Genomic DNA, 13,912 nt, shown 5'->3' on the forward strand with positions numbered 1-13,912 from the left:
AACCGAATCCACTCTCTGCCCGCTCGTGTGTAGCGCTGGCGGAGCCACAAGGCACTCTTCTTCTTTGAGGTAACTCATGTCCATTCTCGTCGAAACACCGGCGGTTCAGAAATCCTCTTCCCTTACCCAAGGTTTCTACTTTACCGCGTGGCGCTGGCACTTCTATGGCGGGCTCTACGTGGCTCCCTTCCTGATCATGCTCGCTGTTACCGGTCTCGTCATGCTGTGGTCCGCCGTCCTTGTCGGACGTGATGGCGAAAAGGTATATGCGGTCAGCCCCAGCGGAGTCGAAGCTCCGATCGTCCAGCAGGCCGAAGCCGCACTTTCGGCGGTTCCGGGTGGCGCGCTCGTGCAATACATCGCACCACGCACGTCGGAGCAGGCTGCGATCTTTCGCGTCAATCTCGGCGATGCTTCCACGATGGTGGCGGTGGATCCCTATTCTGCTGCGGTGCTCGGAAGCTGGGAGCGACGCCACGGCCTTTACGACCTTGCTGATACGATTCACGGCACGCTTCTGATCGGTGACATCGGCGATCGGTTCATTGAAGTCGCGGCCGGTTTCGGTGTCGTCTTGATCATCACCGGCCTCTACCTCTGGTGGCCGCTTAATGGTGGAGGCCTCTCGTCCGTGCTGGTGCCGAGACTATCGGCGAGCGGTCGGCAGCTTTGGAAATCGCTGCACCAGACCGTCGGGTTCTATGCTTCCCTGATCCTACTTGTCTTCCTCCTCTCGGGCCTCACATGGGCAGGTGTTTGGGGTGAGAAGTTCACGCAGGCGTGGAGCACGTTCCCGGCGGAAAAATGGGATAATGTTCCATTGTCAGACGTCACTCACGCCAGTATGAACCACGGCGGCATCAAAGAGGTGCCCTGGACGCTGGAGAAAACCCGGATGCCGGCCTCCGGCTCGCAATCCGGCATTCCGGGCATAGCCCAGGGCGAACCCGTAAACTTCGGCAGCGTTGTCGCCTTCGCCCGTCAGCTTGGCTTCGACCATCGTTTCGAACTTGCGTTCCCGTCTGGCGAAACGGGTGTCTGGACGATCTCACACGATACCATGAGCAACGACGGCGGCGATCCGACTTCCGACCGGACGGTGCACATCGACCGCTACAGCGGAAATGTGCTCGCGGACGTCGCCTTCAAGGACTACGGACTGGCGGGAAAGGCTATGGCGATCGGCATAGCCTTTCACGAAGGTGACATGGGCACCTGGAACATCACCCTGGTAACGCTCTATTGCCTCTCGGTGATTTTCCTTTCCGTCAGCGGCGTGGTCATGTGGTGGAAGCGGCGACCAAACGGCGCTCGCCGTTTGGTTGCTCCGAGCGTGCCGGCCGCAACACCGGTATGGAAGGTGGGCATGGTCATTATGGTTGCGGTATCGTTGCTCTTTCCGCTGACTGGGGCCGTCCTGATTACGGTGCTCGCGTTCGACATGCTCATTGTTCGGTATTTCAAGCCACTGAAGAGAATTCTGAGCTGACATTTTCCGAGAGGAGCTGCGGTCCGCCGTCTCGGCAGCAGGACCGCAAAGCTGTTTCGTGGCGTCGTGCCTATCGGGGAACCGATGTGGTACGACTCCCTGAATACTGGGGGGCCTCCCTTGCAACGGCAGAAGAAATTGTGACACTCTGCCGTTGCCACAATTCAGGAGACCACAATGTTCCTTCGCCGCGCCGTCCTTGCCGGTCTGTCCCTTCTTGTCCTCGCGCCCTTCTCTTTCTCTGCCGACTTGCCGGATCTCGGCGGCAAGACCGTTGTGGTTGTGACGGAGAATGCCTATCCCCCGCTGCAGTTTGTCGATCCCAAGAGTGGGGAGGCGATCGGCTGGGAATACGATGCGATGAACGAGATCGCCAAGCGGCTGAATTTCAAAATCGAGTACCAGAACACCTCCTGGGACGCGATGATACAGGCCGTTTCGGACGGACAATACCAGATCGGCATGACCGGCATCACCATCAAGGACGACCGCAAGGAGAAGGTCGATTTTTCGAACCCTTACATGCGTTCGCAGCAGCTTATGCTGGTACGAGGAGACGAGGCGAGGTTCAGCGACGCAAAGAGTTTTGCAGCGCTCGAAAGCGGCCTCGTCGGTGCGCAGCCCGGTACCAGCCCGTTCTACACGGCGGTTTATGAGATTCTCGACGGCAACGAACAGAACCCGCGGATCAAGCTGTTCGAGACGTTCGGCGCAACCGTTCAGGCACTAAAGGCCGGTGACGTCGACCTTGTCCTGACCGATAGCACCGCGGGTGAAGGTTACGTCGCCGCCTCGAACGGCAGTCTGAAGATTGTTGGAGAGCCGCTCGGTACAGAGGACTTCGGCTTCATCTTCCCCAAAGGGTCCGACCTCGTCGTCCCGGTCAATGCGGCCATTGCCGCCTTGAAGGCAGATGGCACGTTCGAAACGCTGAACAAGAAATGGTTCCTCGACTACAAGATGGGCGAATGACCACGCCCCGTTGTCTCTTGGGTGGGGCGCTCTTCTGATGGGCTTTCAGACTCTACCCGGTACGAGTGACAAAGGCGATCGGCCGTGGTGGTTGGTCGCCTTTGTCACGGCGGCCATTGCCATCGCCACGATCATCGTCGTCAACGAGCTTTACACGCAGGTCTTCAGAACCGTCGCGGCCGGACTCGGCGTGACGATCTTCGTCACGCTTGTCGGCTTCGCGCTGGCCATCGTGTTGGGGCTCATGATCGCCCTGCTCGGCATGGCACAGAGCCGCATCCTGCGCCAGATCGCACGTTTCTATGTCGAAGTCATCCGTGGCGTTCCTATCCTGGTGCTGCTGTTCTACATTGCCTTTGTGGGCGCACCCGGGTTTGTCGCGCTCTACAACTTGATGACGTCACCGCTTGCTGCAGCGGGGTTCATCGAACCGCTGGTCGTGCGGGACGTTTCGCTGATGTGGCGGGCGATCATCGCACTGTCTATCGGCTATTCTGCCTTCATAGCGGAGATCTTCCGTGCCGGATTCCAGTCGATCGAAAAGGGACAGATAGAGGCGGCGATGGCGCTCGGTCTCAGTCGTTACCAGCGCTTTCGCCTGGTGGTCTTTCCCCAGGCGATCCGCGTGGTCTTTCCGCCGCTGTCGAACGACTTCGTCGCAATGGTCAAGGATTCGTCGCTGGTCTCCGTCCTCGGCGTTGCCGACATTACTCAGATGGGTAAAGTGTACGCATCCGGCTCCTTTCGCTTCTTCGAAACCTATTCGATCGTCGCTTATATCTATCTGTTGCTGACAGTCGGACTGTCCCTTCTCCTTCGCAGTTTTGAAGGAAGGATGCGGAAGAGGTATTCGGCGCGTTGATCAGTTCGTCGATAGGGCGCGCGTGCCGGAACCAATTTGATTGCCGGTTTTCGCGAAATCTGGTATGAGCCCGGCCATGGAATCTAAGTTCGGATGTCTCGCGCCTCATATTTTCGTGCTGCAGGACCGCAAGCGGCTGCCGGCACGTTTTTTTGCGCGCGTCTCCGGGGCGCTCAACTGCCGCCTATCCTGATCGGCCGACCTTTCGAGCCGCAGGCGATTTCCGCCCGCCAAGATCCCGTTCCATTCACTCACGGAAGCTGATATCATGAGCGCACCCCGCACCCTTTACGACAAGATCTGGGACGACCATCTGGTCGACCAGCAGGACGATGGCACCTGTCTGATCTACATCGATCGCCATCTGGTCCACGAGGTTACGAGCCCACAGGCCTTCGAAGGTCTCCGCATGGCCGGCCGTGCCGTGCATGCGCCGCAGAAGACGCTTGCAGTCGTTGACCATAACGTGCCGACGACCCCCGATCGCGCTGAGGGGATCAAGAACGAAGAGAGCCGGATCCAGGTCGAGGCGCTTGCCAAGAACGCTGCCGATTTCGGCGTCGAGTACTATTCCGAGAAAGACAAGCGCCAGGGTATCGTCCACATCGTCGGACCAGAACAGGGTTTCACTCTGCCCGGGATGACGATCGTTTGCGGTGACAGCCACACATCGACGCACGGCGCCTTTGGTTCGCTTGCGCACGGTATCGGCACGTCCGAGGTCGAGCATGTGCTGGCAACCCAGACGCTGATCCAGAAAAAGGCGAAGAACATGCTGGTGCGCGTCGACGGCAAGTTGCCGGAAGGCGTCACCGCCAAAGACATCATCCTCGCCATCATCGGCGAGATCGGCACGGCCGGCGGAACGGGTCATGTCATCGAGTTCGCCGGTGAGGCCATCCGGGACCTGTCGATGGAAGGCCGCATGACCGTGTGCAACATGACGATCGAGGGCGGCGCGCGTGCCGGCCTCATCGCCCCGGACGAAAAGACCTTCGAATATATCAAGGACAAGCCGCGCGCGCCGAAGGGCGAGGCCTGGGACCAGGCGGTTGCCTACTGGAAGACGCTGCACACCGACGAGGGCGCGCATTTCGACAAGGTCGTCGTGCTCGACGCCGCCAACCTGCCGCCGATCGTCTCCTGGGGCTCCTCGCCGGAAGACGTCGTGTCGATCGAGGGCGTCGTGCCGAACCCGGACGAGATCGCCGACGAAAACAAGCGCGTCTCGAAGTGGCGGGCGCTGGACTACATGGGCCTGAAGCCGGGCACCAAGATGACCGACATCGCCATCGACCGCGTGTTCATCGGCTCGTGCACCAATGGCCGCATCGAGGACTTGCGGGCGGCCGCGAAGGTCGTGGAAGGCAAGAAGGTCGCTTCGTCGGTTTCCGCGATGGTGGTGCCGGGCTCCGGGCTCGTTAAGGAACAGGCTGAGGCAGAGGGTCTGGACAAGATCTTCAAGGATGCCGGCTTCGAATGGCGCGAGCCGGGTTGTTCCATGTGCCTTGCTATGAACGATGACCGTCTGAAGCCGGGCGAACGTTGCGCCTCGACCTCGAACCGCAATTTCGAGGGTCGTCAGGGGTATAAGGGCCGGACGCATCTCGTCTCTCCGGCCATGGCTGCGGCCGCGGCCATCGCCGGTCATTTCGTCGACGTTCGCGACTGGAAATAAAGACGCCGTTGCACGTGTTTCGGGATGCCGCTCCGAACGGGGCGGCATTTTGCTTTTCGCAACCTTTGACTCCTGTGGCATGCTGCGCCGTCGGCCATGATGGAATGGAGCAGCGGCGATGGGTGATCACAACGGCAAATACGCGGCGAATACACGGCGTCGGCTCTTGCTGTTGCGCCACGCCAAGTCGGACTGGCCTGACGATGCCGAGGATCATGAGCGCCCATTGGCAAAGCGTGGCAGAAAGGCAGCCTTGCTCGTCGCGGATTACATGGTGAAGAAACGTTTGAGGCCAGACGTCGTGCTCGTCTCCGGCGCTCGGCGCACGCGGGAGACATGGGCTTTCATCGAGAGTCGGCTGACAAAGACAACCGAGATACGCATTCTCGAGACGTTGTACGAGGCGCCTGCGGAGCGCATTCTCGCTCTCTTGAGAGACCTCCACCCCAAATACCGGGACGTACTGGTGCTGGCCCACAATCCTGGTCTCCAGGATATTGCGCTTCGGCTCGCAAGCAACGGCGAAGGGGATGCTCTAGCGCGCCTGCGTGACAAGTTCCCAACGGGAGCGCTCGCATGCATCCTTTTCGATGCCGAGGATTGGAACCAAGTCGGCGAGGGGCGCGGATATCTGGAGCGGTTCGTTGTACCGCGGTCGCTCGCCTGAGATGTCCTGCTGCGTGAAGGTTCACAGAATGTGAATACGTGTGCCGCAACGGAAGTGGCGGATGAGGCACAGCATGTCTCTTCGGGCGATCGCGATACAGCCCTCGGTCGGCGTGTAACCCGGGCGCGCCAGGTGGAAGAAGATTGCCGATCCCCTGCCTCGTCGACGTGAAGTGACGTTCCAGTCCATGATCAGGCATATGTCGTAGAGCGAATCGTCGCGCATCAGCCGTTCATGGCTGGCTGCAAAGGGCGCGGAAACCGGACGGTTATAGGCGGGGTGTCCCGGCTCGTCGCACCACAGCATGCCCGCTTTCGTCCGCGTCATTGGTAACGGCGTGACGAGATTCCTGATACGATCGCCCCGGATGTAACCACCCAGCAGCCGCATCGCCGCGCGGGGAGACCCTCCATCACCTTCCTTCTTGCAGAGAACCGTGCCGGCGCGACCCAAGGCCGCGGGCAACCGAAGGACACCGAACTGCAGGACGGCCCGCGAGCGATCACCGGGTGCGGTGCGAAGCACGACCGGTTGACCCCGGCCGGCAGACTGCTTCCGAAGGGGCGACTTCACGAGATTTTGCCTTGCCTGTGACTCGTTGTATTCATAGCAGCGGAAACGATAACAAAGCGTTTGGTGCTGCCGAAACCCGGATTTTCGATCCGGTCCGGAAAGCGGGCGCAACGACAAGAGGCGAGATCATGACGGCGCGGACAATTCTTCTTGTGGACGACGATGAAGACCTGCGGCAGACGCTCATCGAGCAATTGTCGCTGTATGAAGAATTTTCTCTTCTTCAGGAGGAGACTGCCGCCAAAGGCATCCAGACGGCCCGCAGCGCACAGGTCGATCTTCTCATCATGGATGTCGGACTTCCCGACATGGACGGGCGAGAGGCAGTGAAATTGCTGCGCAAGAACGGATTCAAGGCGCCGGTCATCATGCTTACCGGGCATGATACCGATTCGGACACAATTCTGGGCCTGGAGGCTGGTGCCAACGATTATGTGACGAAGCCGTTCCGTTTTGCCGTACTGCTTGCGCGCATCCGTGCCCAGCTTCGTCAGCATGAGCACAGCGAAGACGCCACCTTCACCGTCGGCCCCTATTTGTTCAAACCGAGCCAGAAGCTGTTGACCACGGAGGACGGCAAGAAAATCCGCTTGACCGAAAAGGAAGCGGCGATCATCCGTTATCTCTACCGGGCGGGCCAGAAGGTGGTCACTCGTGACGTGCTTCTGGAAGAGGTTTGGGGCTACAACTCCGGCGTAACCACTCATACGCTTGAAACCCACGTTTACCGACTGCGACAGAAGATTGAGCACGATCCTTCGAATGCCGAGATCCTGGTGACGGAGAACGGCGGCTACAAGATCGTCCCTTGATTCGGAAAGGCCGCAATGGCGCTGAGCGACGACATCGAACTGCTCTCATATGTGCCCTTGTTTGAGGGGCTGGACAAGGACCAACTGCGGCTGATCGCCTTCGGTGCCGAGCACCGCACGGTCGCAGCGGGACAGGCCTTGTTCCGCGAAAGGTCTCCGGCCGAGTGCGCTTACGTTGTCTCGAGAGGGCGATTGGAGTTGTCTACTTTCGGGCGAGGTGGGAAGCCGAAGGTCGAGGCGGTGGCCGAGAGGGGAACCATGCTCTCGGAACTGGCACTCGTGACCATGGTCGAGCGGAAGTACACGGCGATTGCGCTGGACGATTGCGAGGTGATCAGAATCACCCGAGCCATGTTCCATCGCTTGCTCGAAGAGTATCCCGCGATGGCCGTAGTCGTGCAGGAGCGTATCCGGCGGTCGCTGCGGTCGCTGGTCGAGGGAAGCGCTGCAATAGCGCCACGCTTCGAATAGAAAGTTCCTCAGGCCGAAAAATGAGCCGTCACGGGAACATGATCGGACGGCCTTTCCCATCCGCGGGCCTCTTTCAGGACCTCGATCCTGTCGAGGTACTCTCCGAGGTCGGGAGATGACCAGATATGATCCAGTCGGCGCCCGCGGTCGGCCGCCGCCCAGTCTTTCGCCCGATAGCTCCACCACGTATAGAGCTTCTGGGAGGGATCTATGGCCTGACGCATCAGATCGAGCCATCCTCCGCGACTGATGACTTCCAGAAGCCCTTCCGTCTCGACCGGTGTATGGCTGACGATCTTCAGCATTTGTTTATGAGACCAGACGTCGTTCTCGAATGGCGCGATGTTGAGATCTCCGACCAGGATCGATGAAACGCCAGGCTCCGCATTGGCTCGCAAGGCTTTCATCTCGTCGACGAAACTCAACTTGTGCGCAAACTTGGGATTGGCAGTCGGATCCGGTTCGTCGCCTCCCGCCGGGACATAGAAATTGTGCAGCCGGATACGTCTGCCAGCCCATTCGAAAATCGCCGAGATGTGGCGAGCGTCGCCCATTCCACAATAGTCTTGGCGATGATCCTCGCTGAGCGGCAGTTTCGAAACGATGGCGACGCCGTGATAGCCCTTTTGGCCGTGGAGGATGATGTTGCCGTATCCAAGCTCCCGCAGTGCGTCTGCCGGGAACTCCTCGTTTTGACATTTGATTTCCTGGAGGCACAGGATGTCGGGTGTGAACTGCTCGAGGAATTGCACGACAATCGGCAACCGCAGCCGCACCGAGTTGATGTTCCACGTGGTGATCGAAAGAGCCACGGCGATTTTCTCCTTCTCGGGGACGGTAAGCGCCCAACGAACCTGGATGAAGAACTAGGACGTTCTATCCGTCGTGAATAGCCGAAAGCCGGAGGCGCCAGCGGGCACCACCGCTCTTCTCCACAGACAATCCGGTGATGTCAGCGTTTCTGGCTGTGAACGTCGCTGTAGGGAATTTCAAAGACGCTTGGATCGAATGCCGTCCCGGTCTTCACATTGAAGATCATCACGGTGGTATCCTTCGCCTGAGCATCCGTGATCGTCCACTGACGCAGGTCGAAGGTCTTTGGATCGAACATGAGGGTTATGGTCGAGTCGCCGAACACCGTCCTGTCGCCGAGGACGATCGTGGTCAGATCTGATTCTTCCTTGACGTCGCGGACCATCTGGTGCCCGAGATCGATCCTGTTGGACAGGAGCAGGCTGAGCGGCGTCTTCGACAAGGGGTAGAGATCCCAGGTCTTCAGCTTGGTGTTGCCGATGACGACGTTTTTGCCATCCGAGATCACCCGCATCGGCGAAGGCTTCTCGTAGTTGAAGCGCAGCTTTCCCGGGCGCTCAATGAAGAATTTTCCGCCCGTCTGTTCGCCGCGCGGGCCGAACTGCACGAACTCGCCCATCATTGTCTTAACCGATGAAAAATGGTCGGCGATCTTTTGTGCGGCGTCCGAGGCGTTGGTAACGGCAAGAGCGGGCAGGGGCAGGGCGGCAGCCGTGAGCAGCGCGGCTGCGCCGGCGAGAAACGCCCTGCGCTCGGTTTTCACGTGAATCATTGGATACTCCTTGATTTGTCCCTGCATGGCCGAGAAACGCGGCGCCATCATGACGATACCGGTCGAGCCGGCGGATGGTTTCGGACGCCGGCGTCGGGCGGCAAAGGCCGCCACTAGCGCTCGATGATGTCGGCCTCCGTAGGCACGAGAATTTCGCGTTTTCCGGCGTGGTTCGCAGGTCCGATGATGCCTTCCTGCTCCATGCGCTCGATCAGCGACGCTGCACGGTTGTAACCGATCCCGAGGCGTCGCTGGATATACGATGTCGACGCTTTTCCGTCGCGGAGCACGATCGCCACAGCTTGGTCATAGGGATCGTCGGAGTCGGCAAGGTTGGAGGCTCCGCCATGTCCGGCATCGTCCTCATCCTCCTCGTCGGCGGTGATCGCGTCGAGATACTGCGGCGCGCCCTGCGTCTTCAGGTAAGCGACGATCTCCTCGACTTCGTTATCGGAGACGAAGGGGCCATGAACACGCTGGATCCGTCCGCCACCGGCCATGTAGAGCATGTCGCCCATGCCGAGCAGTTGCTCCGCTCCCTGTTCACCGAGAATGGTGCGGCTGTCGATCTTCGAGGTCACCTGGAACGAGATACGTGTCGGGAAGTTCGCCTTGATTGTACCGGTAATGACGTCGACAGACGGGCGCTGCGTCGCCATGATGACATGAATACCGGCCGCTCGCGCCATCTGGGCTAGCCGCTGGACCGCCCCTTCGATGTCCTTGCCGGCGACCATCATGAGGTCTGCCATCTCGTCGATGATGACGACGATGTAGGGGATCGGCTGAAGATCGAACTCTTCCGTTTCGTAGATCGCCTCGCCCGTCTGCCGGTCGAAGCCGGTCTGTACGGTGCGCGTCAGGATCTCGCCCTTGGCGAGCGCCTGTTCGACGCGGCTATTGAAGCCGTCGATGTTGCGCACGCCGATTTTCGACATCTTCTTGTACCGCTCTTCCATCTCCCGGACGGTCCATTTCAGAGCCACGACCGCCTTCTTGGGATCGGTGACGACCGGCGACAGCAGATGAGGAATTCCGTCGTAGACGGAAAGCTCCAGCATTTTCGGGTCGATCATGATCAGGCGGCACTTCTCCGGCGGAAGCCGGTAGAGCAGCGACAGGATCATCGTATTGATGGCCACAGACTTGCCGGAGCCGGTCGTTCCGGCCACCAGAAGGTGCGGCATCTTGGCAAGGTCTGCGATCACCGGCTCGCCACCGATGGTCTTGCCAAGGGTCATTGCCAGCTTCGCCTTGCTGGCCTCGAAATCATGACTGGCGATAAGTTCGCGCAGATAGACCGTTTCGCGTGTCTGGTTCGGCAGTTCGATGCCGATGGCGTTGCGGCCTGGAACAACGGCAACACGAGCCGCGATAGCGCTCATCGAGCGGGCGATGTCGTCGGCAAGGCCGATCACACGCGAAGACTTGATGCCGGGGGCGGGTTCCAGCTCATACAGGGTAACGACAGGCCCCGGTCTGACGTGGATGATTTCGCCCCTGATGCCAAAGTCCTCCAGGACGCCTTCCAGCATGCGGGCATTCTGTTCCAGTGCGTCGGCCGATAGCATCGCTGCGCGGCCGACGTTCTTCGGCTCCGCGAGAAGATGCACGGACGGGAGCTGGAAGCCTTCGGGGCGAATGAAAGAGGCCTGTGCTTCTCTCTCGACGCGTGCGCCGGGCTTCGGACGCGCGGGAGGTGCGGCAATACGCGGGGAGACCCGCCCGCTGGAAGGGGACCTCATATCGCCGGAAGGCGCCTTGATCCAGTCGTCACCGTCATCATCCGGCAGGACACCTGCAGGACGGGCGTCGTCCAGATCGAACGGCGGATCGTCATCGAGGCCAAGATCGGAGTGATCGCCCATCATCGGAGGCGGTGCGACGACGGATCGTTGCCGCCCAAGACCAGCTGGCGACGTCGTGTCCATCGACGGTTCCCTGCGGATTCCGGCGCCGCCCTTTGCCCGTGTCGGTTCGGTCAGCGGGCCGAATTCATCCTCGTTGAAGTCGTAGGGTTGATCGAAGCGATTGCGGTTGTGCTCGGACGGCTTGAGACCCAGGAGGCGTCGCACGCGGGCGCGGGCCGTATACCAGCTGTGGGCAATCGCTCCGAGGGCCAGCCAGCCCCCGTCATCCTCATCAGTCTCGTCCTCGAATGCCGGTTCGATCCGCGTGGACTTTGCAGGTACCCTGGCCGGGGCGATCTCCTGTTCGTCTTCGATGGTTCTACCAACCAGACCCGCGGCGAAGAGCAGTGACCAGGCTGCAGGAACGGCCAATATTGCGCTGACGATCATGGAGGCCGTCCCGGTGGGATAGCTGCCGATAAAAAGCCCGGGAAAGCGAAGGATGGCGTCGCCGAGGACGCCGCCGATTCCGTTGGGGATCGGCCATGTCAGTGGCGGCGGGAAGCAGCCAATGACGGCCGACGAGAGAAGTGAACCGATCGCCCAGGCGCCAAGACGGGCAGGGAAACGATGGAGTGGGCGGCTGGTGATGAGTGCCAGCGACCAGGCAAGCACGGGAAGCAATGCAATAACGCTCGCCAGCCCCAGAAACTGCAACATGAGGTCCGCGAAGGCGGCACCGCCGCGGCCGAGAATGTTCGTCGGTTCGTTGGCCGTTGCGTAGGAGAAGCTCGGGTCCGAGACGTTCCACGTCGCCAATGCCGCGACCGCGAGCATCAGCAGCACAAAAAGCGCGAAACCGGCCAGTGTGAGAAGCTGCCGGAGAAGGAACGCCGTCAAGGCGGAACGATCGCCATGGTCTCCCATCATCACCGAGTTACCTCTGTTCATGTCCTGCCTGCCCGTTTCGAGAATCGTTCACACATGCGCTGCGAACGATGGCTTTCTGGCCCTCTCGCCCTTCGCCGCACAGTAAGCGAGGTACAGTTAATGGCCTATTAACCATCCGCAGGCACTGGCCGCCGCCGGGCAGAGGAGAGGTGACAAAAAAGAAAAGCCCAGGCTTGGTGCCTGGGCTTCGACGGCCGCGGGCGCGACCGTTTGGGTGGGGTCCACGCCGGCTTGGGACCGGCGTGGCTTTGGGCTCAGCTGTGGTACGCGGCTTCGCCGTGCGAGGCGAGGTCGAGACCTTCGCGCTCTGCTTCCGGAGCAACACGCAGGCCGATGATCAGGTCGGTGATCTTGTAGAGGATGATCGAGCCGATACCGGTCCATGCGATGGTGACGAGAACAGCCTTGATCTGAACGATGACCTGAGCGCCCATGGTGACGCCTTCAGCATAGCCGATGCCGCCGAGGCTTGCAGAAGCCAGTACGCCGGTGCCGATAGCGCCGAACATGCCACCGATTCCGTGAACGCCGAAGACGTCAGCCGTATCGTCGTAGCCGAACTTGTTCTTCACAACAGAGACGAAGAAGAAGCAAAGCGGGGAAACGAGCAAGCCGAGAATGATGGAGCCCATCGGACCGGCAATACCTGCAGCCGGCGTAACGGCAACGAGACCAGCAACCATGCCGGAGATCGCGCCGAGGACGGAAGCCTTGCCGCGGACGATCTTTTCAACCAGCGACCAGGAGAGGGTTGCTGCGGCGGTGGCAACGAAGGTGTTGACGGTTGCGAGCATTGCGCCGCCAGAAGCTTCGAGGTTGGAACCGGCGTTGAAGCCGAACCAGCCGAACCACAGCATGGCAGCGCCAACCATGGAAAGCGTCAGCGAATGCGGAGCCATCATGTCTTTGCCGAAGCCAATGCGCTTGCCAACCATGATCGCACCAATCAGGCCTGCAATACCGGCGTTGATGTGAACGACCGTGCCGCCAGCGAAGTCGAGAGCGCCCCAGCCGAAGAGAAGGCCGTTGGCGTCCCAGACCATGTGAGCGACCGGGAAGTAGACGAAAGTAACCCAAAGTGCGCAGAACAGAACCGAAGCGCCGAACTTGATGCGCTCAGCGTAAGCGCCGATGATCAGGCCGGGTGTGATGGCTGCGAAGGTCATCTGGAACAGCATGAAGATGTATTCCGGAATGACGGCATCAGAGAAGGTCGCAGCCGTGCTGTCCGGTGTGATACCGGCCAGGAACATCTTGGCGGTGCCGCCGAAGAACGGATTTGTGCCGCCGCCGAATGCGAACGAGTAGCCATAGACGACCCAGATGATCATCACGGTGCAGGCGATAACCGTCGTCTGCATAAGGACCGACAGCATGTTCTTGGTGCGAACAAGGCCGCCATAGAAGAGAGCGAGACCCGGGATGGTCATGAACAGCACGAGGATGGTGCTGAGGAACATGAAGGTCGTGTCGCCCTTGTTCGGAACGGGCGCTGCAGCGGCGGCTTCGGCGACCGCAGGCGCAGCCTCCTGCGCGAAGGCCACGACCGGCGCCAGCAGGGCGGCCGAAGCGGCGCCGATACGGGCGCAAGTGGAAGAAAATTTGGCAAATGACATCAGAAAGACTCCCCTAGCGGCCATTTTTTACAGGGCTTCGGAATTGGTTTCGCCGGTACGAATGCGCACGGCCTGGTCGATCGAGTATACGAAGATCTTGCCATCCCCGATCTGACCCGTCTTGGCAGCGGACGCGATAGCCTCGACTGCCTTGTCCGCGAGCTCCGACGCTACGGCGATTTCGATCTTGAGCTTGGGCAGAAAGCTGACGGCATACTCTGTGCCGCGGTAGATTTCGGTGTGGCCCTTCTGGCGGCCGTAACCCTTCACCTCGGTTACGGTGAGGCCTTGTATGCCGACGGCTGTGAGGGCTTCGCGCACCTCGTCCAGTTTGAACGGCTTGATAATGGCCATTACAATTTTCATCTGGCGTCCCATCCTTTGTT

General features: G+C 60.2%; 13 protein-coding genes. 7 read left to right on the plus strand and 6 right to left on the minus strand.

The window, feature by feature from the left end:
* Positions 1-76 precede the first annotated feature (76 nt).
* The 5 genes from NHF53_RS20340 to NHF53_RS20360 all read left to right on the plus strand — a co-directional run bounded on the left by NHF53_RS20340 (position 77) and on the right by NHF53_RS20360 (position 5,668).
* Entirely contained in the window at positions 77-1,489 is a 1,413-nt protein-coding gene (locus NHF53_RS20340; RefSeq protein ID WP_252835796.1) for a PepSY domain-containing protein, read from the plus strand.
* Between the two features lie 177 nt (positions 1,490-1,666).
* The gene (locus NHF53_RS20345; RefSeq protein WP_252835797.1) at positions 1,667-2,461 is read left to right on the plus strand and encodes a transporter substrate-binding domain-containing protein; all 795 of its coding nucleotides are present in this window, start codon (positions 1,667-1,669) and stop codon (positions 2,459-2,461) included.
* Between the two features lie 37 nt (positions 2,462-2,498).
* Positions 2,499-3,323 carry an amino acid ABC transporter permease gene (locus tag NHF53_RS20350; protein ID WP_252835798.1) on the plus strand — a complete coding sequence of 275 codons (825 nt, stop codon included), beginning with the start codon at positions 2,499-2,501 and terminating at the stop codon, positions 3,321-3,323.
* A gap of 268 nt (positions 3,324-3,591) precedes the next feature.
* Complete coding sequence (gene leuC, locus NHF53_RS20355) at positions 3,592-5,001, plus strand: 3-isopropylmalate dehydratase large subunit (protein ID WP_252835799.1); 1,410 nt, start codon at positions 3,592-3,594, stop codon at positions 4,999-5,001.
* A 118-nt stretch (positions 5,002-5,119) separates the two neighbouring features.
* Positions 5,120-5,668 (plus strand): histidine phosphatase family protein, encoded by a 549-nt coding sequence (locus NHF53_RS20360; RefSeq protein ID WP_252835800.1) that lies wholly within the window; start codon positions 5,120-5,122, stop codon positions 5,666-5,668.
* A 21-nt stretch (positions 5,669-5,689) separates the two neighbouring features.
* Here NHF53_RS20360 and NHF53_RS20365 read toward each other — a convergent pair whose 3' ends face one another.
* A complete protein-coding gene (locus NHF53_RS20365) occupies positions 5,690-6,193 on the minus strand; it encodes a L,D-transpeptidase (protein ID WP_252835801.1) in 504 nt (167 codons plus the stop codon).
* Between the two features lie 176 nt (positions 6,194-6,369).
* Here NHF53_RS20365 and NHF53_RS20370 point away from each other — a divergent pair, with 176 nt between their 5' ends.
* Both NHF53_RS20370 and NHF53_RS20375 read left to right on the plus strand, forming a co-directional pair.
* Positions 6,370-7,053 (plus strand): response regulator transcription factor, encoded by a 684-nt coding sequence (locus NHF53_RS20370; RefSeq protein ID WP_114362746.1) that lies wholly within the window; start codon positions 6,370-6,372, stop codon positions 7,051-7,053.
* A gap of 15 nt (positions 7,054-7,068) precedes the next feature.
* Positions 7,069-7,524, plus strand: coding sequence for a cyclic nucleotide-binding domain-containing protein (locus NHF53_RS20375; RefSeq protein ID WP_114362747.1), 456 nt, complete (start codon positions 7,069-7,071; stop codon positions 7,522-7,524).
* A gap of 8 nt (positions 7,525-7,532) precedes the next feature.
* Here NHF53_RS20375 and NHF53_RS20380 read toward each other — a convergent pair whose 3' ends face one another.
* From NHF53_RS20380 to NHF53_RS20400, 5 genes are all read right to left on the minus strand, one after another.
* Positions 7,533-8,336: an exodeoxyribonuclease III gene (locus NHF53_RS20380; RefSeq protein ID WP_252835802.1), complete on the minus strand. Its 804-nt coding sequence runs from the start codon at positions 8,334-8,336 to the stop codon at positions 7,533-7,535.
* Between the two features lie 140 nt (positions 8,337-8,476).
* Positions 8,477-9,109 (minus strand): outer membrane lipoprotein carrier protein LolA, encoded by a 633-nt coding sequence (locus tag NHF53_RS20385; RefSeq protein WP_252835803.1) that lies wholly within the window; start codon positions 9,107-9,109, stop codon positions 8,477-8,479.
* A 113-nt stretch (positions 9,110-9,222) separates the two neighbouring features.
* On the minus strand, positions 9,223-11,910 hold the full coding sequence (locus tag NHF53_RS20390; RefSeq protein WP_252835804.1) for a DNA translocase FtsK: 2,688 nt from the start codon (positions 11,908-11,910) through the stop codon (positions 9,223-9,225).
* Between the two features lie 254 nt (positions 11,911-12,164).
* A complete protein-coding gene (locus tag NHF53_RS20395; protein ID WP_252835805.1) occupies positions 12,165-13,526 on the minus strand; it encodes an ammonium transporter in 1,362 nt (453 codons plus the stop codon).
* A 27-nt stretch (positions 13,527-13,553) separates the two neighbouring features.
* Positions 13,554-13,904, minus strand: a complete 351-nt coding sequence (locus NHF53_RS20400; RefSeq protein ID WP_162699073.1) for a P-II family nitrogen regulator — start codon at positions 13,902-13,904, stop codon at positions 13,554-13,556.
* Between the last annotated feature and the right edge of the window lie 8 nt (positions 13,905-13,912).

The organism is Ciceribacter sp. RN22 (assembly GCF_024054295.1).
Classification (GTDB): Bacteria; Pseudomonadota; Alphaproteobacteria; order Rhizobiales; family Rhizobiaceae; genus Allorhizobium; species Allorhizobium lividum.